At 57.9% G+C, this 21,430-nt stretch carries 15 protein-coding genes; 9 read left to right on the top strand and 6 right to left on the bottom strand.

Features of this window, described 5'->3' with window-relative positions:
• Nucleotides 1-200 precede the first annotated feature (200 nt).
• A complete protein-coding gene (locus MED193_RS18705; protein ID WP_009811337.1) occupies nt 201-2,498 on the bottom strand; it encodes an adenosylcobalamin-dependent ribonucleoside-diphosphate reductase in 2,298 nt (765 codons plus the stop codon).
• A 190-nt stretch (nt 2,499-2,688) separates the two neighbouring features.
• Here MED193_RS18705 and MED193_RS18700 point away from each other — a divergent pair, with 190 nt between their 5' ends.
• Entirely contained in the window at nt 2,689-3,120 is a 432-nt protein-coding gene (locus MED193_RS18700) for a DUF1489 family protein (RefSeq protein ID WP_009811336.1), read from the top strand.
• Nucleotides 3,121-3,280: 160 nt separating this feature from the next.
• On the opposite strand, the gene hisG is transcribed toward MED193_RS18700, so the two are convergent.
• The 4 genes from hisG to MED193_RS18680 all read right to left on the bottom strand — a co-directional run bounded on the left by hisG (nt 3,281) and on the right by MED193_RS18680 (nt 7,592).
• A complete protein-coding gene (hisG, locus tag MED193_RS18695; RefSeq protein ID WP_009811335.1) occupies nt 3,281-3,973 on the bottom strand; it encodes an ATP phosphoribosyltransferase in 693 nt (230 codons plus the stop codon).
• The gene (locus MED193_RS18690) at nt 3,970-5,058 is read right to left on the bottom strand and encodes an ATP phosphoribosyltransferase regulatory subunit (RefSeq protein WP_039966397.1); all 1,089 of its coding nucleotides are present in this window, start codon (nt 5,056-5,058) and stop codon (nt 3,970-3,972) included. The genes hisG and MED193_RS18690 overlap by 4 nt, the downstream gene beginning before the upstream one ends.
• Nucleotides 5,059-5,060: 2 nt before the next feature.
• A complete protein-coding gene (hisS, locus tag MED193_RS18685; protein WP_009811333.1) occupies nt 5,061-6,560 on the bottom strand; it encodes a histidine--tRNA ligase in 1,500 nt (499 codons plus the stop codon).
• Between the two features lie 204 nt (nt 6,561-6,764).
• Nucleotides 6,765-7,592: a crotonase/enoyl-CoA hydratase family protein gene (locus MED193_RS18680; protein WP_009811332.1), complete on the bottom strand. Its 828-nt coding sequence runs from the start codon at nt 7,590-7,592 to the stop codon at nt 6,765-6,767.
• 109 nt (nt 7,593-7,701) lie between these two features.
• Between MED193_RS18680 and MED193_RS18675 the strand changes: the two genes are divergently transcribed.
• Nucleotides 7,702-7,896, top strand: a complete 195-nt coding sequence (locus MED193_RS18675) for a SlyX family protein (RefSeq protein WP_039967050.1) — start codon at nt 7,702-7,704, stop codon at nt 7,894-7,896.
• Between the two features lie 1,009 nt (nt 7,897-8,905).
• Here MED193_RS18675 and dnaE read toward each other — a convergent pair.
• Nucleotides 8,906-12,418: a DNA polymerase III subunit alpha gene (gene dnaE / locus MED193_RS18665; protein WP_009811329.1), complete on the bottom strand. Its 3,513-nt coding sequence runs from the start codon at nt 12,416-12,418 to the stop codon at nt 8,906-8,908.
• 438 nt (nt 12,419-12,856) lie between these two features.
• On the opposite strand from dnaE, the gene xdhA reads away from it, so the two are divergent.
• The 7 genes from xdhA to MED193_RS18630 all read left to right on the top strand — a co-directional run bounded on the left by xdhA (nt 12,857) and on the right by MED193_RS18630 (nt 21,382).
• Entirely contained in the window at nt 12,857-14,218 is a 1,362-nt protein-coding gene (xdhA, locus tag MED193_RS18660) for a xanthine dehydrogenase small subunit (RefSeq protein WP_009811328.1), read from the top strand.
• A complete protein-coding gene (gene xdhB, locus MED193_RS18655; RefSeq protein WP_009811327.1) occupies nt 14,215-16,572 on the top strand; it encodes a xanthine dehydrogenase molybdopterin binding subunit in 2,358 nt (785 codons plus the stop codon). Before xdhA ends, xdhB begins: the two co-directional genes overlap by 4 nt.
• Nucleotides 16,562-17,506, top strand: a complete 945-nt coding sequence (gene xdhC / locus MED193_RS18650; RefSeq protein WP_009811326.1) for a xanthine dehydrogenase accessory protein XdhC — start codon at nt 16,562-16,564, stop codon at nt 17,504-17,506. Before xdhB ends, xdhC begins: the two co-directional genes overlap by 11 nt.
• A complete protein-coding gene (locus MED193_RS18645; RefSeq protein ID WP_009811325.1) occupies nt 17,503-19,020 on the top strand; it encodes an ABC transporter ATP-binding protein in 1,518 nt (505 codons plus the stop codon). The genes xdhC and MED193_RS18645 overlap by 4 nt, the downstream gene beginning before the upstream one ends.
• A gap of 66 nt (nt 19,021-19,086) precedes the next feature.
• The gene (locus MED193_RS18640; protein ID WP_009811324.1) at nt 19,087-20,166 is read left to right on the top strand and encodes an ABC transporter permease; all 1,080 of its coding nucleotides are present in this window, start codon (nt 19,087-19,089) and stop codon (nt 20,164-20,166) included.
• Complete coding sequence (locus MED193_RS18635) at nt 20,166-20,462, top strand: hypothetical protein (protein ID WP_009811323.1); 297 nt, start codon at nt 20,166-20,168, stop codon at nt 20,460-20,462. Before MED193_RS18640 ends, MED193_RS18635 begins: the two co-directional genes overlap by 1 nt.
• Nucleotides 20,462-21,382, top strand: a complete 921-nt coding sequence (locus MED193_RS18630) for an ABC transporter permease (RefSeq protein ID WP_009811322.1) — start codon at nt 20,462-20,464, stop codon at nt 21,380-21,382. The genes MED193_RS18635 and MED193_RS18630 overlap by 1 nt, the downstream gene beginning before the upstream one ends.
• Nucleotides 21,383-21,430: the final 48 nt, after the last annotated feature.

The raw sequence follows: 21,430 nt of genomic DNA, 5'->3' as shown, positions 1-21,430 counted from the left end.
ATGGTCCTCCGTTTCCTAATCATAGGATCGGACCACTTCTTTGGGGGAGGCTCAAACTCATCACGACACATCCCAGAAAATAGAGAGCCACCGCCCCTTTAAGGGCGGTGGCAAACTTTTAGTGGTCAAAATTGCAGTTTAAGCGGGTCAAATTGCAAACTGATGTGAGCTTTCACACATAAACAAGCAGCAGGGCCAGATTACCCACACTTTGAATGGCCGCAGCTACGACAGGTCATGCAGCCTTCCACCATTTGCAGATCATACTGACCGCAGCTCGGGCAAGGTTTTCCGCGGGGAGCGTTCAAGTTCACCACCTCGGCCTGCGGATCCGATTTCAGCCCCATGCCCTCACCTTCGAGGAAACCAGTCTTAACCATATGGGTTTCGATCACGCCACCAATCGCTGCCAGGATTGAGGGAATATACTTGCCCTGCACCCAGGCGCCACCACGCGGGTCAAACACCGCTTTCAACTCTTCCACCACAAAGGAGACATCGCCCCCGCGCCGGAACACGGCGGAGATCATCCGGGTCAGCGCCAACGTCCATGCATAATGTTCCATGTTCTTGGAGTTGATGAAGACTTCAAATGGGCGGCGGTGATCGCTGATGATAATATCGTTGATGGTCAGATAGATCGCATGTTCAGAATCTGGCCATTTCAGCTTGTAAGTATGTCCTTCCAGGCTTTGAGGCCGGTCCAGCGGCTCAGACATGTAAACAACTTCGGCCCCGTTTTCTCCCATGTCGCTCTCATGCGGTGCATCCGCGGTTTCACCCGGCGCGGTATCCGCGCTCTCGCTCACCGACAGAACAGATCCGGTCACATCATTGGGGCGATAGGTGGTACAGCCTTTGCAGCCCTGATCCCAGGCCTGCATGTAGACATCCTTGAACTCATCAAAGGAAATATCTTCCGGGCAGTTGATGGTTTTGGAAATCGAGCTGTCGATCCATTTCTGCGCCGCCGCCTGCATTTTCACATGGGCCGCTGGCGGCAGGGTCTGAGCGTTGACAAAATAGCCCGGCAGAGCGGCATCCGTCCCGAACTTCTCTCGGTACATCTGCACCGCATAGTCAACGACCTCTTCCTCCGTGCGCGAACCGTCTTTTTGCAGCACCTTGCGGGTATAGGCATAGGCAAAGACCGGCTCAATCCCCGAGGACACGTTACCCGCATAGAGGCTGATGGTGCCGGTGGGGGCAATCGAGGTCAGCAGCGCGTTGCGGATGCCATGCTCGCGGATAGCCTCGCGGACATCCTCATCCATGTTCATCATATTGCCTGAGGCCAGATAGGCTTCGGCATCAAACAGCGGGAAGGCGCCTTTTTCCTTGGCAAGATCCACCGAGGCCAGATAGGCGGCGCGGGCGATCGCGTGCAACCAACGGTCGGTCTGACGCGCCGCTGCGTCCGATCCATATTCCAGACCCAACATTAGCAAAGCATCCGCCAACCCGGTCACACCCAGCCCGATGCGGCGCTTGGCCTGGGCCTCAGCCGCCTGTGCCTCCAGCGGGAATTTCGACACATCCACCACATTGTCCATCATTCGAACAGCAGTAGCGACCAGTTCCTGCATGGCAGATTGATTCAGCTCGGCATTGGACTCAAAGGGGTTGGAAACCAGCCGGGCCATATTGATTGAGCCCAAAAGGCAGGCGCCATAGGGCGGCAGCGGCTGCTCGCCACAGGGGTTGGTGGCGCAGATGTTCTCGATATAGTTGAGGTTGTTGGCCTTGTTGATCCGGTCAATGAAAATCACACCGGGCTCAGCATAGTCATAGGTCGCCTGCATGATCTTGTTCCACAGATCACGCGCCTGCACAGTGTGATAGATCTTGCCGTCGAACTGCAACTCCCAGGACCCATCGGCCTTGACCGCTTCCATAAAGGCATCGCTGATGAGCACCGACATATTGAACATGCGCAACCGCGCCGAATCTGACTTGGCCGTGATAAAAGCCTCAACATCCGGGTGATCACAGCGCATGGTCGCCATCATTGCACCGCGACGTGAACCAGCCGACATGATGGTGCGGCACATGGCATCCCAAACATCCATGAACGACAAGGGGCCGGAAGCATCTGCCGCCACGCCCTTAACATCGGCGCCACGTGGGCGAATGGTCGAAAAGTCATAGCCGATGCCACCGCCCTGCTGCATGGTCAGCGCAGCCTCTTTCAACATGTCAAAGATTCCTGACATGCTGTCAGGCACCGTGCCCATCACAAAACAATTGAACAGGGTTACCTGACGCGCGGTACCCGCTCCTGCAGTGATACGCCCAGCCGGCAGGTATTTGAAATCTTCCAACGCCTCGTAGAATTTCTCTTCCCAGACACCGGGGTTGTCTTCGGCACGGGCCAGATCTCGGGCAATCCGGCGCCAGCTGTCCTCCACGGTCACATCGATAGGGGTACCATCCGCTTCCTTGAAACGATATTTCATATCCCAGATTTGTGCGGCGATGGGGGCAGCAAAGCGGCTCATATAGTGATTCCCTATTTGTCGATGATCGGAGCTGAGTGGCGGCTTCGATACTACAGGCTGATGGAAATCCTCAACGGTGAAATCACAGATCATTGAGAAATAATTACTGAGTGTACCACAATATCTTGCTCGCACCTAATCTCGAAACACTATATGAAGGTCCAACTCTGGACGACTCTGTGGGGAAACTGTGGATAACTACGTCAATCTGGTAAAGCTCTCTGTTGGCACTGAAAGTGTCGAGGGCCTGCAGGACTGGCAGGACATGACCAGCGCGCGCCTGCCCGAGGGCCTGCCGCGCCATGTCACCCGCATGTGGCCCAAGCGCGAGCCTGAGATTCTCGCTGGTGGATCAATCTATTGGGTCATCAAGGGGCAAATTCAGTGCCGACAAAGAATTCTGCGCATGGACGAGGTCATTGGCGAAGACGGCATTCGCCGCTGCGCCATCATACTCGATCCAAAACTGCACCGTACCCATACCGCCACCAAACGCCCTTTCCAGGGCTGGCGCTACCTCAAACCTGAAGACAGTCCCGCCGACCTGCCCAAAAACCACAGGACCGAAGAGCCGCTCCCCTTGGAACTGTCCCAGGCATTGGCCGAAATCGGTGTCATCTGATCCCAACAGTGGATTTGGCCCTACGGGGCAATTGTGCCCTAAGGCACTATCCAGAAAGACAAAGCGCCGCACGATAGTGCGGCGCCAGGCCCAACGGGAGCCTCGTGCAATTCATTGCATGGGCGACGGGCGGGAGCTCCCCCCCTTCCATCACCCCAGATCAGCCATGGATCAGACCTGTTAGCGCCTTCAGCGCGGTACGTTCCGCTTCTGAATATCCCGCCACGCGGCTACGCCATAGGGTGGCCTGGCTCTGAAGCACCAAACCGTCCGACAGCAACTTTAGGTGATTGGCGCGCAGGGTCTCACCTGTGGAGGTAATATCGGCCACCATCTCAGCAGTTTCATTCTTAACCGTGCCCTCGGTTGCCCCTTGGCTATCCACCAGCTGATAATCCGCCACCCCGGCCTCAGTCAGGAACTCACGCACCAGACGGTGATATTTGGTGGCAATCCGCAGCCTGTGACCATGGGTCTCACGGAAAGAGGCTGCAACCGCATCCAGGTCATCCAATGTGTCCACATCAATCCAGCACTGCGGCACCGCCAGGATCAAATCCGCATGGCCAAACCCAAGCGGCTCCAACTCTTGCAACTGCTGTTCCCAGAGCGGCAGTTTTTCTTGCACCAAATCCGTGCCAGTCACACCCAGGTGAATGCGCCCGGCCGCCAACTCTCGCGGGATTTCACCCGCCGAAAGCAGCACCAGCTCCATCCCCTCAACCCCCTCGATCGCACCGGCATATTCCCGTTCCGATCCAGTCCGCGCCAGGGTCAGCCCGCGCTTGGCAAACCAGTCAAAGGTCTTTTCCATCAGCCGCCCCTTGGACGGCACCCCCAGTTTCAGGCTCATGACTGACCCTCCTCGAGCATCAGCATCAAATCGGGGCGCAGCACGCCCCCTACAGCGGGAATTTCAGCCCCCTGCCCCAATTGGCGGGTCAGGGCATCATAACGACCACCGCTGGCGATTGGAGGCAGATCTGGTCTCGCTTCGGCATAAAACCCAAAGACAAAGCCATCATAATATTCCATCGAGGTCCGCCCGTAGGAGGCCTCAAAATCCAGGCTATCAATATCAATGCCGCGTGCTTTCAGCGCTGCGATCCGCCCATCCAAACGATCCAGGGCCGGGTTTATCGCAGGCAAATCCACCGCAATATCGCGCATCTGCTCAATCGCAAAAGGCACAGTCTCGCGCACGGCCATCAGCGCCTCCAGTGCCAGTAGCTCGTTTTCCGCAATTGGCGGCGTTGCGGCATCCTGGCGCAACAGCTCAATCCGCGCCTCTACCTCTGCCTCGCTGCGCTTGCCCAACACAGTTGCCGATCCGGTCAAAGGCCCCTCAGAGGACAGCAGCTTCAACCGGTTTTCCGGGAGGGGGCTGCGGCCAGCATAGACATCCAACAAGGAGCGGAACCGCCGTGGGCGCCAGATATGGCGCATCAAAGCCGCTTTGCGCATCTGGGTGGTGTTCAGCCCCTGCACAGCCGCCATCAGGATACCAATATCCCCGGTTGCCGCCCGCAGCGGCAAGCCGCGCAACTGCAGCGCTATAAGCGCAAAGACCTCAGCGTCCGCAGCGGCCGGATCATCCCGTTCAAAGATCTCATAGCCAACCTGCAGATACTCATTGGAGCGATCCGGATCATGCTCTTGGCGGCGAAACACTTCGCCTGCATAGGTATAGCGCGCAGGTTCCGCGCCCTCACGCATATGCATCTGCACCACCGGCAGAGTGAAATCGGGCCGCAGCATCTGCTCTCCGCGCACCGCATCCGAGGTGACATAGGCCCGCGCCCGGATGTCCTCGCCGTAAAGATCAAGCAGAGTACCGGCCGGTTGCAGCAGCGGCGGCTCCACCACCTGGGCCCCAGCGGCCTCAAAATTCATGCGCAGCCTCGCAGCCCGCGCCAGTGTTTGCGATCTTTCAGACATGATCAATCCTGACTTTCGAGGATTTCGCGCACCTTGGCGACCAGGTCACCGCGCGGCACCTCAAACTGGCTGGGGCGTTCCTTCCACTCTTCCAGAGTGGCGCTTTCGGCGATCTTGGCGCCCAGGATCAAGTCCTTGATCTGGATGACCCCAGCCGCCTTTTCGTCACCGCCTTCGATCACCGCAACGGGCGAATTGCGCCGATCTGCATATTTCAGTTGATTGCCAAAGTTCTTGGGATTCCCCAGATATACCTCGGCGCGGATCCCGGCATTGCGCAGTTCCGCCACCATGGTCTGGTAATCCGCCATGCGTGCCTTATCCATCACCGTGACCACAACTGGCCCCGTAGGGGTCGCACTGAGACGGCCCTTTTCACGCAGCGCAGCAAGCAGGCGGTCAACGCCGATAGACAGGCCAGTGGCCGGTACTTCCTGACCGGTAAAACGTTTCACCAGATCGTCGTAGCGCCCACCGCCTGAGACCGAACCAAACTGACGTTTGCGACCCTGATCGTCCAGAATGTCAAAGGTCAGTTCAGCCTCATATACTGGGCCAGTGTAGTACCCAAGGCCACGCACGATGGAGGGATCAATCTCGATCCGGTCAGACCCATAGCCGCCAGCAGCCATCAAGTCGCCAATCTGTTCCAGCTCGCCAATGCCCTCGGCCCCGACCTTTGACGCGCCAACAGCGGCGCGCAGGTTCTCGAATGTTTTGGCAGTATTGTCCGCCTTGGAGGTCAGGAAGGCCAGAACCGGCTCGACCTGATCATCGCTGAGGCCAACCCCGTCGATATAGGCACCGGAAGCATCCAGACGGCCCTTGGTCAGCAATTCTCGCACGCCCGCCTCGCCGACCTTGTCGAATTTGTCGATGGTGCGCAGCACATTGTCCTTGGCGGCCTGATCATCGCCCAGGCCCATGACCTCTAGCACGCCATTCATGACCTTGCGGTTATTGACGCGCACCAAGTAGTCGCCACGGGGAATGCCGACTGTTTCCAGCGTATCAGACAGCATCATGCAGATCTCAGCATCCGCTGCCATCGACGCCGTACCAACGGTATCGGCGTCACACTGGTAGAACTGGCGGTAGCGGCCAGGCCCTGGCTTTTCATTGCGCCAGACCGGCCCCATTGCATAGCGGCGATAGGGCGTCGGCAGATCATTGCGGTGCTGGGCATAGACCCGCGCCAAAGGCGCTGTCAGATCATAGCGCAGCGCCATCCAGTCCCCTTTGTTGCTGTCAGGATCGTGTTCATCAACTTCCTGCCAGGCAAAGACACCGGCATTCGGGCGCTCCACATCAGGCAAAAATTTGCCCAGCGACTCGACGGTTTCCACAGCCGAACTTTCCAGCGCCTCGAACCCGTAATGATGATAGACACCCGCGATGGCACGCAGCATTTCAGAACGCTGTGTCACCTCTTCGCCGAAATAGTCACGAAATCCCTTGGGCGTTACCGCCTTAGGACGGGGCTGTTTCTTGATCTTGGCCATGAAAAGGCCTCCTCACGGGTGGGTTTTGGTCATTTACTCGCCGCGCGGTCTAGCCCAAGCCGTGCCTATGGGCAAGGCGACAGGTTCGCCCCTGCCCCTTCAACGGCAGCGCAGAGGCACAGCAATCGGGGGCTGCCTAGATCTTATGCGTAACAGCTGAGTGACAGGCCTTCCCCCTTTTACAGGCCCAGTCCAGTCCCGCTGTCAGATCTGCGAAAAATCGCCCGACCGCCCCAGCCCCTCGGCAAAGCGCTGCGCCCCGGTACGGCCCTCTTGGACAAAAGCCTTGGCTGAGCGCCATTCGCGCCGCAGGGCCTCGGCCAGATGCTGCGAGGGCATCCGCGTCGACAGATGATCCGCCCGCATACAGGCCTGCGGGAAGCGGGTGAGATCCTGCGCCAGGGCCTGCGCCATATCCAAAGCCTCGCCACTGGGCGCCAGACGATCCGCAAAGCCCATTCGATAGGCCTCTTCGGCTGGCAGGGTACGGCCCGTCAGGATCAGATCATTGGCACGCCCCTGTCCCAAGATACGCGGCAGCCGCACGGTGCCACCGTCGATCAGAGGCACCCCCCAACGACGACAATAAACCCCTGCAAAGGCATCTTCGGCCATGACACGTATATCGCACCAGGCCGCCAGCTCCATGCCCCCTGCAACCGCGGGCCCCTCAATGGCGGCGATCACTGGCTTTGACAGCATCAGGCGCGACGGTCCCATCGGACCGGGGCGCGGGTCGACCACCGGGTCGCGCCAATCTGCCTCAAGGTCCAGCGACGCCAACCACTCATCCGAGCCCCCTGCACCAGCTGCCTTGAGATCAAAACCAGAGCAGAAATAGCCGCCTTCTCCGGTTAGCACCGCCATCTGCGCGGTCTCATCGGCCTCGAACCGCAAGAACGCCGCATACAGCGCCCGCGCTGTGGCTGGGTTCACCGCATTGCGCATCTGAGGGCGGCATATGGTAATCGTCATGACGCCGTCTTGCTGACTGATCTCTACCAGTGGTTTTGCATCTTCAATCCCGGACATCGTTCCCCCTCTGCAGCTCATTGACATCATTTGACTCCAGCCTGCGCGTCTTGGCCATGGACCGGCAAGAGGAAGCGGCATATGACGTTGCGCAGCTATGGAGAATGAAATGCAAGCCTTGGAAGAACAAATCGCCCATCTGACCCGCACCGTTGACGAGTTGAGTGACGTGGTTGCCAGCCAACAGACGGAGATCGACCGGCTCTCCAAGCGGGTGCGCATGCTGATGGAGCGCGAAGCCGGGCGCGAGCAAGGCGGTGGTGGCGCGCATGTCTTCGGCGACGAGCGCCCACCACACTACTGATTCCGGCCTTCGTTGGTTTCCCATTGTTTTGTCGGCCTTATGATCGCAGTCTTTCAGCTGTTTTACGCTGGCTGACGGATCGGCCGTGCTAATTTGCGAGGAAACCTGATTGAGGCAAGTGATCCATGGCCGAGGCAGTAGTAGAGCCTAGTCAATGCACAGGACTTAATGCGATTGACAGAAGATCTTTGTGAACACGCAACACTTGGCCAAACAGTTGCATCGGACATTCTAGTGAGTTTTGGTTTAACACGTTTCGACAATACGCGGAGAGTCGCAACTGTAGCACAATCTCACTTTCATCAATGAATACAGGTCGAGTATCAGGCGTTTGCTCTCTGGAAAACTGAAATCCTATCGTTGTCACATCAGGCTGAACACCCAATGGAAACGGGATAGAGAATTTCAAACAATCAAGTTGAATTTTGACAGGTTCACTTGTGTCGACAACTATGACATTTGCCCGAGCAACGTTGTCTATGCTCACCTTCCAACTACCATAGCAAGCAGGCCCATAAAAAGTTAACCCCGCTTCAAATAGTGTTCTAATGTTGGGGTGAGATTCTTCCAAATCAACTTGATCTTTGCCTAAAAAAGCAGGCTGTCTTTCTCTGGTTTCGTAGACGAAAGATCCGCAAAATGGATCACATAGTTTGCGTCGCTGCTAACTTGGCCTTTGGAGGAAAACCATTTTTCAGAAGACCCAGCCATTCGCACAGCTATGTCAGCATGTTCAGACAAAAACTTTAGACGTGACACCTCAGCAAATGCAATCTCATGAGGAACGTCGCCAACTAACTCAACGGAAATGTCATTCCCCCAATAGGTTAGAGTCGGAACATTCACGTCTTGAACGACGTATCGGTTTGTCAAATATCTCTGGTCGGGCATTTGCTCTTCAGCAGCAGCAAAAGATGCGAATAGAAACAGGACTAGGGAAGAAAAACTTCTAAACAAAATCAACACCCTAATAAAGTTAGGTGAAATTTTAAGATTGAGAGGGCAGGCATCAAATCTCCTCGACCTCCATCACCCCTTCTAGCGACTTCAGCGCACCTTTGATCTGCGGGTTGATGGGGAACATTGCACCCAGGTTCATTTCCACATCGCCCGGCAGATCGGAATCCTGCAGGTAAAGGTAGATCTCTCCGGGGCTGGCGCTGCGGGCGGCCTTTTTGGCGTCTTCCAACACCGTTGCCACCGTGCTGATCGCCGCCGCATCATCCAGGTAGATCCGCAATGAGGACCGTCCGGCATCAGCCACCGCTGCATCCACCGGCCCGGCAGAGCGCATCAGCAGTTTAAGTTGGTCGCTCTCCATCGTGGCCTCGGCGGTGATCACCACCTTGGAACCGGTGTCGAGGTACTCGCGCGCCTTTTCCAGCACATCCGAGAAGATCGTCACCTCATAGCCGCCGGTGGTGTCCGAGAGCTGCGCAAAGGCAAACCGATTGCCACGCGCCGATTTGCGCTCTTGCCGTCCGGCAACAACCCCCGCCATCTTGGCCAGGAATGGTCCGCGCTCGGCCTTCACCATGACCTCATCCAGGGTCATCACATCCTTGCGCTTCAGCGCGGGCATATAATCGTCCAGCGGATGGCCAGACAGATAGAAGCCAATCGCCTTGAACTCTTCCGACAGGCGCTCGGCTGGCAACCAGTCGGGGGTATTGGCCAGACGCGGCTCGGGCAGATCATCCCCCGCTTCACCAAAGAGCGAGACCTGATTGGAGTTTTTCTGCTCGTGGATAGCGTTAGAATAATTCACCAGCCCTTCGAGACTGTCAAAGACCCGGCGGCGGTTGCGATCCAGCTGATCAAAGGCGCCGGCGCGGGCCAGCATCTCCAGCGGGCGCTTGCCGATCTTCTTGAGATTCACCCGGCGGGCAAAGTCAAAGATATTGACGAAGGGGCGTTCGTGACCATCGTCATTGCGGGCCTCAGCCACCAGCCGCATCACATCAACACCGACGTTTTTCAGCGCGCCCAGCGCATAGACCAATTCGCCGTTGACCACATTGAAAGTGGCCAGCGAGCGGTTCACACAGGGCGGCACATAGGGCAACCCGAGGCCCTTTTTCACCTCTTCAAAATAGATCGCCAGCTTATCCGTCAGATGGATATCGCAGTTCATGACGCCTGCCATGAACTCCACCGGATGGTTCGCCTTGAGCCAGCCGGTCTGATAAGAGACCACCGCATAGGCCGCAGCGTGCGATTTGTTGAAGCCGTAGTTGGCAAATTTCTCCAGAAGGTCAAAAACCTCGGAGGCCTTTTTGGCAGGCACGCCATTTTCGCCCGCGCCCTTTTCAAATTTGGGACGCTCAGCGTCCATCGCCTCTTTGATCTTTTTACCCATGGCGCGGCGCAGCAGGTCAGCGCCGCCCAGGCTATAGCCCGCCATCACCTGGGCAATCTGCATAACCTGCTCCTGATAAACGATAATTCCTTGCGTTTCTTCCAGAATATGGTCAATCAGCGGATGCACGGACTCGATCTTTTTGAGGCCGTTTTTCACTTCGCAATAGGTCGGGATGTTCTCCATCGGGCCCGGACGATATAGCGCCACCAGGGCGACGATATCTTCGATACAGGTCGGCTTCATCCGCTTTAGCGCATCCATCATGCCGGTGGATTCCACCTGGAACACCGCCACCGTCTTGGCCGAAGAATAAAGATCATAAGTGGGCTTATCATCCAGCGGAATGGCGTTGATCTCGTTCACCGCACCTGTCGGTGGCTCATAGAGCGGGGTGCCATCCGCCGCCACATGCAGATCGCGACCAGACTGTTTGATCAGATCCACCGCGTTCTGAATAACCGTGAGGGTCTTCAGACCCAAAAAGTCGAATTTGACCAGCCCGGCCTGTTCCACCCATTTCATGTTGAACTGGGTCGCAGGCATATCCGAGCGCGGATCGCGGTAGAGCGGCACCAGCGCATCCAGCGGACGATCCCCAATCACAACACCCGCCGCGTGCGTACCGGCCGAGCGCAGCAGTCCTTCGACCTGCATGCCGTATTTCAGCAAGCGGTCCACCACTGGCTCGTTTTTGGCCTCCTCGGCCAGGCGCGGCTCTTCCTTCAGACTGTCCACGATAGACATCGGCTTGACGCCTTCTACCGGGATCAGCTTGGAAAGACGGTCCACCTGGCCATAGGGCATCTGCAAAACCCGCCCCATGTCGCGCACCGCCGCCTTGGACAGCAGCGCACCAAAGGTGATGATCTGGCCCACCTTGTCGCGGCCATATTTCTCCTGCACGTATTTGATCACCTCTTCGCGGCGATCCATACAAAAGTCGATGTCGAAGTCGGGCATCGAGACCCGTTCCGGGTTCAAGAACCGCTCGAACAGCAGCGAGTAGCGAAGCGGATCAAGATCCGTAATTGTCAGCGCATAGGCCACCAAAGAGCCCGCACCCGAGCCCCGCCCGGGCCCCACCGGAATGTCATGATCCTTGGCCCATTGGATAAAATCGGCAACGATCAGGAAGTAGCCTGGAAAGCCCATGCCCTCGATGATGCCCAGCTCAAAGTCGAGCCGCTCCTGGTATTCTTCGACGCTCACCGCGTGCGGGATTACCGCCAGGCGATTCTGCAGCCCCTCGTTGGCGATGCGCCGCAGCTCGGCCACCTCGTCATCGGCAAACTTGGGCAGGATGGGATCCCGCAGATAGGCCTTGAAAGCGCAACGCTTGGCGATTTCAACCGTATTTTCAATCGCCTCAGGCAGATCAGCAAACAGCGCGACCATCTCTTCCTGGCTTTTGAAGTAATGCTGTGCGGTCAGACGGCGGCGCGGTTCGGACTGATCCACATAGGCGCCTTCGGCGATGCAGATCATCGCGTCATGGGCCTCATACATTTCGGTATTGGGGAAATAGACGTCATTGGTGGCCACCAATGGCAGATCCATGGCATAGGCCATTTCCACATGGCCGCGCTCGCTCAATTTTTCGGCCTCAGGCTGGCCATCCTCGCCGGGGTGGCGCTGCAACTCGACATAGAGCCGGTCGGCAAAGATTGCTTTCAGCCGCTGCATCAACTCTTCGGCCGCCGGACGCTGCCCCTGGCGCAGCAGCCGCCCCACCGGCCCATCTGGCCCACCGCTCAGGCAAATTACATCGCCCGCGTTTGTCGCCAGGTCCTCCAACGTCACATAGGGCAACTCGCTGCCCTGACGCAGATAAAGGCAGGAGTTCAACTTCATCAGGTGCTCATAGCCTGCCTCGCTTTGCGCCAGTAGGACCAGTGGCGCAGGCGGCTGGGGGCGTTCCCCAGGCGCTGGCTCGACAAAACGCAGATCAATCTGACAGCCAACAATTGGCTGCACCCCTGCTTTGCTGGCAGAGACCGAAAACTCTAACGCCGAGAACAGGTTGTTGCTATCGGTCACTGCGATCGCCGGCATTTCGTGCTTTTTGCACAGATCTGGCAGCTTCTTCAGGCGCAAAGCACCTTCAAGCAGGGAATATTCCGTATGGCTACGCAGGTGAATGAATCGAGGAGCATTTGTCATGAGCCCCAAGCTATCCTATCCCCCCTGCAAGGATAAGAGCCGATCTTACTGCAGTGTCATCCCTTCAGCGCAAAAACTGGCTTTTCAAAGTGGCGCAGAAGTGATCAAACGCCCAGCACTGCGCTGCATATAGCACCGTTACGACCCTGCAAAAACATAAGACATTATCAAACCAGATTTGAAAGTCTTATCGAGCATGGGAATTTTCAGTGCAGTTCCTCTTGGAAACCTCTTTAAAAATAACGGGCTTTCACCTGCACACAGCAATATTGTTGCGCGAAAGAATGCTGCGGGCCAGAGTCGCTTTTTCTTGCCAGAGCAAGACAGTGCTTCGTAGGTTATTCTCAGCAAGCATATGCAAAGGCCCGCCAGGTTTTCTACGTCGCATCGAAGGCATGGCATCAGGGGTGGTTCACGTAAGGCGACGGGTTTCACACGATGACAATCACCTTTCATCTGAACGGTGAAGAGGTTGTGCTCAAGGATCTGGATCCTTCGGCCACACTGCTTGATTTTCTGCGCGAAGACCGCGCCATGACCGGCACCAAGGAAGGCTGTAACGAGGGCGACTGCGGCGCCTGCACCGTGATGGTGACCGACAAGGCAGGCTCAAAGCCGTTAAACGCCTGCATTCTGTTTTTGCCACAGTTGAACGGAAAATCCATCCGCACCGTTGAAGGCGCAGCCGATAGCGATGGCACCCTGCATCCCGTGCAAGAGAGCATGATCACCCATCACGGCAGTCAATGCGGATTTTGCACACCGGGCTTTGTCATGTCGATGGTCACCGCCCATAAGAACGGCGCGACGGATCATGATGTGCAACTTGCCGGGAACCTCTGCCGCTGTACCGGCTATGCGCCGATCATTCGCGCTGCTGAGGCAGCTGCTGATCAGCCAGTGCCTCAGTGGATCCGCGAGGACCCGCTGCCGCAAGCCTCCAAAGCAGGAATGCTGCCGCGCTCTGGCGATGAATTGGCGACACTCTATGCCGCCAAGCCCGAGGCGCGGCTGGTAGCTGGTGCCACTGATCTCGGCCTTTGGGTTACCAAAGGGCTGCGCGATCTGGGAGAGATGATCTTCCTCGACGGCTGCGAAGATCTGAAGCAAATCGAAATCAGCGACCGTGAGATCCGCTTTGGCGCCATGGTGGATATGAACCGGATCCGCGAGACCCTTACGCCACTGCATCCGTCATATGCGGAAATGATCCGCCGTTTTGCCAGCCAGCAGGTGCGAGCAGCCGCCACGATTGGCGGCAATATCGCCAATGGCTCTCCGATCGGGGACAATCCCCCTGCGCTGATTGCTCTGGGCGCGCGGTTGCACCTGCGCCGGGGCGATAGCCGCCGCGACATCGCATTAGAGGATTTTTTCATCGCCTATGGCAAACAGGATCGCCAACCGGGCGAATTTGTCGAAGCGGTGAGCATCCCACGCCAGCCAGACCGTCTGCGCGTCTACAAATTGTCCAAGCGGTTTGATCAGGATATTTCTGCCGTACTTGGCGCCTTTAATGTCACCCTAGCCGATGGCAACGTAGCGAAAGCCCATGTGGCCTTTGGTGGATTGGCTGGCACGCCCAAACGCGCCGCCCATGTTGAGCAGGCTCTTCTGGGCCAGCCTTGGTGCAAAGCGACAGTCACGGCAGCCGCCGCTAAGATGAGCCAAGACTTCACCCCGATGACGGATATGCGGGCTTCGGCAGAGTATCGCCTCGAAACCGCCCGCAACATGCTGGGGCGCTACTACAGTGACATCACGGGCAATAGTCAATCGGTGCTGGAGGTTCAGCTATGAGTGTTGCAAAACCCCTGCCCCATGACGCGGCAAAACTGCATGTGACAGGCAAGGCCCGCTATGTCGATGACACAGCTCTGCCACGCGATGCACTGCATCTGGCCTTTGGCCTGTCGACGATTGCCAAGGGGCGTATCACTGAAATGGATTTGTCAGCTGTCAGATCCAGCCCCGGCGTGGTGGCGGTGCTGACTTCTGCCGACCTGCCCTTTACCAATGATGTCTCGCCTTCCATTCATGACGAGCCGCTGCTGTCGGATGGCACGGTGCACTACCTGGGCCAGCCGCTGTTTTTAGTGGTGGCACGCAGCCATCGCGCGGCCCGCGTCGCCGCGCGCAAGGCGGCGGTTTTATATACCGAACAAGAGGCGCTGCTGTCCCTGGATGCCGCCCTGGAAGCCAACAGCCGCTTTGAAGAAGGTCCCCGGATCTATCAAAAAGGCGACGCTGCGGCGGCCATCGCACAGGCCTCGCATCAGGTTGAAGGTACCTTTGAGCTGGGCGGACAGGAGCATTTCTATCTGGAAGGTCAGGCCGCCCTGGCGCTGCCGCAGGAAGATGGTGGCATGCTGGTAAATTCGTCAACCCAGCACCCAACCGAGATCCAGCACAAGGTGGCCGAGGCCATTGGCCTGCCCATGCATGCTGTGCGGGTCGAGATCCGCAGGATGGGCGGTGGATTTGGTGGCAAGGAAAGCCAGGGCAATGCCCTGGCCGTTGCCTGTGCTGTAGCGGCCCGTCAAACCGGCAAGCCCTGTAAGATGCGCTATGACCGCGATGATGACATGGTGATTACTGGCAAGCGCCACGCCTTTCGGATCAGCTATCGAGCGGGCTATGACGCGACGGGCCGCCTGCATGGAGTCGAGTTCACCCATCTGGTCAACTGCGGTTGGGCGCAGGATCTATCCTTGCCTGTGGCTGACCGGGCGATGCTGCACAGTGACAATGCCTATGCAATCCCCGCTGTCCGCATCGAGAGCCACCGGCTGAAGACCAACCTGCAAAGTGCCACCGCCTATCGCGGCTTTGGGGGGCCGCAGGGTATGGTAGGGATCGAACGCGTTATGGATCACATCGCCTTTGACCTTGGGCTGGACCCGGTCGAGCTGCGACGGCGCAACTATTACGATGCACCTGACGTGCCGTTAACAGGGGGCTCTGCCCCCCGGTCTGCGACCTCCCCCCGGAATATTTCTGCAAAGGTGAATAGACCCGACAACACCACGCCCTACGGTATGGAGGTCAGTGATTTTGAATTGCACGAGTTGACCGGCCAACTGTTGGAAAGCGCCGACTACGCAGCGCGCCGGGCTGAGATTGCAGCCTGGAATGCCACGCAAACTGATCTGAAACGTGGGCTTGCCTTTTCGCCGGTCAAATTTGGAATTTCCTTTACACTGACCCACCTAAATCAAGCGGGCGCTTTGGTACATGTCTATCAGGATGGCTCTGTCCATTTGAATCACGGTGGCACTGAGATGGGACAGGGCCTGTTCCAGAAAGTGGCTCAGGTGGCCGCCAGCCGGTTCGGAATTTCGATGGACAAGATCATGATCACTGCCACCGATACTGCCAAGGTGCCCAATACCTCTGCAACCGCAGCCTCCTCTGGGTCGGATCTAAACGGCATGGCCGTGAAATCAGCCTGTGACACCATCCGCGACCGCATGGCCGAGTTTCTGGCCCAGCGCCATCAAACAGATGTGGGCGCGATTGTCTTTGCCGATAACCTGGTGCGTATTGGCGCCGCAGAAATCTCTTTTAACGAGGCGGCAAAGCAATGCTATGAGGGGCGGATCAGTCTTTCGGCCACGGGATTTTACAAGACACCAAGCCTGAAATGGGATCGCATCAAGGGCCAGGGGAGACCGTTTTTCTACTTTGCCTATGGCGCCTCGCTGACCGAGGTGGTGGTGGACAGGCGCTCTGGCGAAAACCGCATCCTGCGTTGCGATATTTTGCATGATGCAGGGGCATCCCTGAACCCGGATCTGGACATTGGCCAGGTAGAGGGCGGTTATGTGCAAGGCGCTGGCTGGCTGACCACGGAAGAGCTGATCTGGGATGACAGCGGCAGGCTGCGCACGCATGCGCCGTCCACCTATAAGATCCCAGCCTGTTCTGATCGCCCCGATGTGTTCAATGTCGCGCTTTATCAGGGGGAAAACCGCGAGGACAGCATCTACCGGTCCAAAGCGGTAGGAGAGCCGCCCTTCATGCTGGGGATCTCGGCATGGCTGGCGCTCAGCGATGCAGTCGCGCAGTTTGGTCAAAGCTACCCAGCGCTCGATGCTCCTGCCACTGCCGAAGAGGTTTGGCGCAGGGCACGGGAGGTCAGCAATGAGCTTTGATCTTGGGGCCTTGCAGGCAGCTGTTGCGGCCCATGGCCGTGTCACCCGTGTTGTCATTGCCGCAATTCGCGGCTCGTCTCCGCGAGAAGTCGGCGCAGCCATGTTGGTTTGGGGCGAGGGGCAAAGCGGCACCATTGGCGGCGGTGCGCTGGAGTTCGAAGCGGCAGAAGAGGCGCGCAAGCAAACCCAGAAATCGCGCCTCACCTCCCATGCCTTGGGTCCCGACCTGGGCCAATGTTGCGGAGGATCGGTCACTTTGCTGAGCGAGACCTATGAAAGTGTAGATCTGGCGCATCTGGATACTGAGACCGTTTTGCGCCCCGTTTCACCGGAGGCCGCACCGGCTCCCCCCTTGGCGATGAAGCGCCTGATGGCGCGGTTGAGGGCCCAGGGGCAACGCCCTGAGCCCCAACTGATGGAGCATTGGATGCTGGAACCAGTGCATAAACCACAGATAGATCTGTGGATCTGGGGGGCTGGCCATGTGGGTCGCGCGCTCGTGGAGGTTTTGGCCCCTTTGCCGGACCTGTCCATCACCTGGGTGGACACGGCGCCCACCCGGTTTCCGGCACATATTCCACCCGCTGTCACCAAATTGCCCGCCACAAATCCGGTGCTGCTGCTGCGTCACGCGCCGGTAAATGCACAACATCTGGTGTTAACCTATTCCCATGAGCTGGATCTGGCGCTATGCCACGCACTGCTATTACATGGGTTTTCCTTCGCGGGGCTTATTGGCTCGGCTACCAAATGGGCGCGGTTTCGCAGCCGATTGGCAGCTTTGGGTCACGGCCCTGCCGAGATTGCCCGCATCACCTGTCCAATCGGCACCCCCGCTCTGGGCAAACACCCGCAGATGATTGCGGTCGGCGTCGCGGCAGAGCTGCTGGCGCGGGCCGCCGACAATGAGATGAAAGAGGAGCGGCGCGCGTGACTGAGGTACTCTTGAGCCTGAAGGGTCTGACCAAGGCCTACCCTGGCGTCGTGGCCAATGACACGGTTTCCTTTGATATCGGCACCGGCGAGGTGCATGCCTTGCTCGGCGAAAATGGCGCGGGGAAATCCACGCTGGTAAAGATGATCTATGGGCTGGTGAAACCCGACAGTGGGGAAATGACCCTGCGTGGTGCACCCTTTGCCCCCAGCGAGCCCCGTCAAGCCCGCGCCGATGGCATCGCGATGGTGTTTCAGCATTTTTCGCTGTTTGACGCACTGAATGTGGCGGAAAACATTGCTTTGGGCATGGAAAACCCGCCTGCCATGCGGGATCTCGCCGCAAAAATTCGCGAAGTCTCCGAAGCCTACGGGTTGCCTCTGGATCCCTATCGCACGGTTGGCGACCTATCGGCTGGCGAACGTCAGCGGGTCGAAATTATTCGCTGCCTGTTGCAGGATCCAAAGCTGCTGATCATGGATGAACCCACCAGTGTTTTGACCCCACAAGAGGTCGAAATCCTGTTTCAAACCCTGGAGAAGCTGCGGGCCGAGGGCACTTCGATCCTCTATATCAGCCACAAGTTGGAAGAGATCCGCACCCTCTGTGACCATGCCACCATTCTGCGATTGGGCAAAAATGTGGGCGAATGCATCCCGGCGGAAACCTCGGCCAGCGAGATGGCGGAACTCATGGTTGGCGCGGCGCTAACTCCACCAAAGCGCGGCAAGCGTGATTTTGGCGACGTAGCAATGGATATTTCTGGCCTGTCGGTGCCCTCGCCTTCGGCCTTTGGAACGGCGCTCCGCAATGTTCATCTGACTGTGCGCCAGGGTGAAATCCTTGGGATTGGCGGCGTCGCGGGCAATGGCCAGGATGAATTGCTGTCGGTCCTATCCGGCGAAGTGTTGACGGAACCGGATGCCGTGAAGCTCGGCCAGGAGCCCATTGGGCAACTGGGACCTGTTGCGCGGCGCGCGCTTGGTGTTTTGGCAGCTCCCGAGGAACGCCTGGGCCATGCTGCAGCGCCGGATATGAGCTTGACCGAAAACGCCATGTTGACCGGGGCCACCCGCGAGGGTCTGGTGAAAAACGGATTCCTAAAATGGACCGCCGCCAAAGACTTCGCGCAACGCGTGATAAAGGAATTTGACGTGCGCACGCCAGGGCCAGAAAATGCCGCACGCTCTCTCTCAGGGGGCAACCTGCAGAAATTTGTCATCGGGCGTGAAGTGCTGCAACGCCCAGAAGTGCTGGTGGTAAACCAGCCAACCTGGGGCGTCGATGCCTCGGCTGCCGCCGCTATTCGCCAATCCCTGCTGGATCTGGCCGCAGGTGGAGCCGCTGTTATCTGCATCAGCCAAGATCTGGACGAGTTGATGGAAATCTCTGACAGTTTTGCCGCGCTTAATGAGGGCCGGTTGTCGGCTCCGCGCCCAGCCGAGGGTCTGACGGTAGAAGAGATCGGCCTGATGATGGGCGGGGCACATGGCATGGAGGTGGCGCATGTTTGATACCACGCGCATAAGTTTCGCCTTCGGCGAGAATATTTGGGGAAAGATGATACAGGGGGCCGCGCAATGATCCGGCTAGAGAAACGACCGCAGCCGTCCCGCGCCTGGTCGCTGGCCACGCCCCTGGTGGCGGTACTGGCCACAATGGTGGCCGGTGGCATGCTCTTTGCACTTCTGGGCAAGGACCCGGTCGAGGCCATACGCACCATTTTCTGGGAGCCCCTGTTTGGTGAGTTCGCCTTTTATTACCGGCCACAGTTGCTGGTCAAAGGCGCGCCCCTGGTGCTGATCGCCATTGGGCTATCCCTAGGTTTTAAGGCAGGCATCTGGAACATTGGCGCCGAGGGGCAGTACATCATCGGTGCCCTGGTTGGCGCCGGGATTGGCCTGGCCTTTTATCCGCTGGAGGCCTGGTATGTCTTTCCGCTCATGGTGATCGGCGGTGCCTTTGGTGGCTGGCTCTGGGCGATGATCCCGGCCTATCTGAAGACCCGCTTTGGTACCAATGAAATCCTGGTGTCCTTGATGCTAGTCTATGTGGCCGAACAGTTCCTGGCCTCTATGTCACTGGGGCTACTGCGCAATCCCGAAGGCCACGGCTTTCCGGGTTCGCGGAATTTCAACAGCTATGACAGTGCCACAAGCTGGATCAATGAGAGTGCCGGCATGCATTGGGGCGTAGTTGCTGCCCTTATTGCGGTGATTTTTGCCTATGTACTGCTCAACCGCCATATGACCGGTTACCATATCCGCCTGACCGGTGAAGCCCCCCGGGCGGCCAAGTTTGCCGGGGTGAACCCTGCCCGCCTTGTGCTGTTCTGCCTTGGCACCTCTGGCATGCTGGCAGGGCTGGCCGGATTGTTCGAGGTCGCGGGTCCTTCGGGACAGGTCTCGATTGATTTCAACGTCGGCTATGGCTTTACCGCCATTATCGTTGCTTTTCTGGGACGGTTGCATCCCGTGGGCATCCTGCTGGCAGGCGGTTTGATGGCGCTGACCTATATTGGCGGCGATATCGCCCAGTCGAACCTGCAACTGCCCTCAGCGGCCATTCAGGTGTTCCAGGGCATGTTGTTGTTCTTCCTGTTGGCCTTTGACCTTCTGACCAATTTCCGCATCTCTCTTGGCAAACCGGAGGTCGCGTAATGAAGCCAGTTGCACGCAGCTTTGCGAAAGCGACGCTCATCTACTTTTTGGCAATGACACTACTCGCATTTACGCCTTTATCCTTTTTGCCCAAGTTTTTTAGCCTGGCGTTGGAAGGGATGCATGGTGTCGTCCTAGTTTTGGTCGTTGCAGGAGCACCTTTCGGTGGTTTCTTGTTTGTGCTGCTCTTTAGCGGCTCCGGTCACCGCATTTCCAACGCAGCTTCTACAGCTGGTTTCTGGGTTGGCACCATCACTGGTTCTTTCACCGGCATGAAACTTCTGGAGGTCTTCTGATGGATCTTTCTGCAATTAACCCTGTCCTGCTCATTGCCTCACTGATGGTCGCGGCGACGCCATTGTTGTTTGCCGCCATTGGCGAATTGGTGGTGGAGAAATCCGGGGTTCTTAACCTTGGTGTTGAGGGGATGATGATCATTGGCGCCGTGGCAGGCTTTGCCACCGCCGTTGAAACTGGCTCACCGATGTTGGGCTTTGTGGCCGCTGCGGGGGCTGGCGCGGCGCTCTCGGTTCTGTTTGCAATCCTGACGCAATATGCCCAGGCCAATCAGGTGGCTTCGGGTCTGTCGCTGACGCTGTTTGGACTGGGGCTGTCGGCGCTGATGGGGCAATCTTACGTGGGGGTCAAACCGCCACAGATGCAAAAGCTGGATATTCCGGTGCTCAGCGATCTGCCGGTGGTGGGCCCGATCCTTTTTGGCCATGATCCGATGCTCTACGTGGCCATTGCCGTAATAGCAGTGGTCTGGGCGGTGATCAAATTCACCCGGATCGGTCTGGTGTTGCGCGCTGTCGGCGAAAACCATGATGCGGCCCATGCGCTGGGATACAAAGTGGTGCGCATTCGCATTATGGCGATTCTCTTTGGCGGCGCCTGTGCCGGGCTTGGCGGCGCCTACATCAGCCTGATCCGCGTGCCACAATGGACCGAAGGCATGACCGCGGGAATTGGCTGGATTGCCCTGGCGCTGGTGGTTTTTGCCAGCTGGAAACCCTGGCGCGTGTTGCTGGGTGCCTATCTTTTTGGCGGCGTAACCGTTGTTCAGCTTAATCTTCAGGCTGCTGGCGTTGCCATCCCGGTGGAGTATCTGGCAATGTCGCCCTATCTGATCACCATTCTGGTGCTCGTCATCCTGTCGGCCGACAAGAGCAGCGCACCTGCTGCTCTGGGTCGCAACTTTCACGCCGCGCGCTGAGTTTCAGCGCGCGGCCTACAACTTGCCCATGGGGAAACCCATGGGCAC

It is taken from the genome of Roseobacter sp. MED193 (genome assembly GCF_000152965.1).
In the GTDB taxonomy this organism is placed as follows: domain Bacteria; phylum Pseudomonadota; class Alphaproteobacteria; order Rhodobacterales; family Rhodobacteraceae; genus Pseudophaeobacter.
This window is presented reverse-complemented; position numbering and strand designations above follow the sequence as displayed.

Excerpts from the sequence above, each read along its gene's own strand:
- MED193_RS18705 (WP_009811337.1), bottom strand. The coding sequence starts at position 2,498 with ATGAGCCGCTTTGCTGCCCCCATCGCCGCACAAATCTGGGATATGAAA.
- hisG (WP_009811335.1), bottom strand. The coding sequence starts at position 3,973 with ATGAGCCTGAAACTGGGGGTGCCGTCCAAGGGGCGGCTGATGGAAAAG.
- MED193_RS18690 (WP_039966397.1), bottom strand. The coding sequence starts at position 5,058 with ATGTCTGAAAGATCGCAAACACTGGCGCGGGCTGCGAGGCTGCGCATG.
- hisS (WP_009811333.1), bottom strand. The coding sequence starts at position 6,560 with ATGGCCAAGATCAAGAAACAGCCCCGTCCTAAGGCGGTAACGCCCAAG.
- MED193_RS18680 (WP_009811332.1), bottom strand. The coding sequence starts at position 7,592 with ATGTCCGGGATTGAAGATGCAAAACCACTGGTAGAGATCAGTCAGCAA.
- MED193_RS18675 (WP_039967050.1), top strand. The coding sequence starts at position 7,702 with ATGCAAGCCTTGGAAGAACAAATCGCCCATCTGACCCGCACCGTTGAC.
- dnaE (WP_009811329.1), bottom strand. The coding sequence starts at position 12,418 with ATGACAAATGCTCCTCGATTCATTCACCTGCGTAGCCATACGGAATAT.
- xdhA (WP_009811328.1), top strand. The coding sequence starts at position 12,857 with ATGACAATCACCTTTCATCTGAACGGTGAAGAGGTTGTGCTCAAGGAT.
- xdhB (WP_009811327.1), top strand. The coding sequence starts at position 14,215 with ATGAGTGTTGCAAAACCCCTGCCCCATGACGCGGCAAAACTGCATGTG.
- xdhC (WP_009811326.1), top strand. The coding sequence starts at position 16,562 with ATGAGCTTTGATCTTGGGGCCTTGCAGGCAGCTGTTGCGGCCCATGGC.
- MED193_RS18640 (WP_009811324.1), top strand. The coding sequence starts at position 19,087 with ATGATCCGGCTAGAGAAACGACCGCAGCCGTCCCGCGCCTGGTCGCTG.
- MED193_RS18635 (WP_009811323.1), top strand. The coding sequence starts at position 20,166 with ATGAAGCCAGTTGCACGCAGCTTTGCGAAAGCGACGCTCATCTACTTT.
- MED193_RS18630 (WP_009811322.1), top strand. The coding sequence starts at position 20,462 with ATGGATCTTTCTGCAATTAACCCTGTCCTGCTCATTGCCTCACTGATG.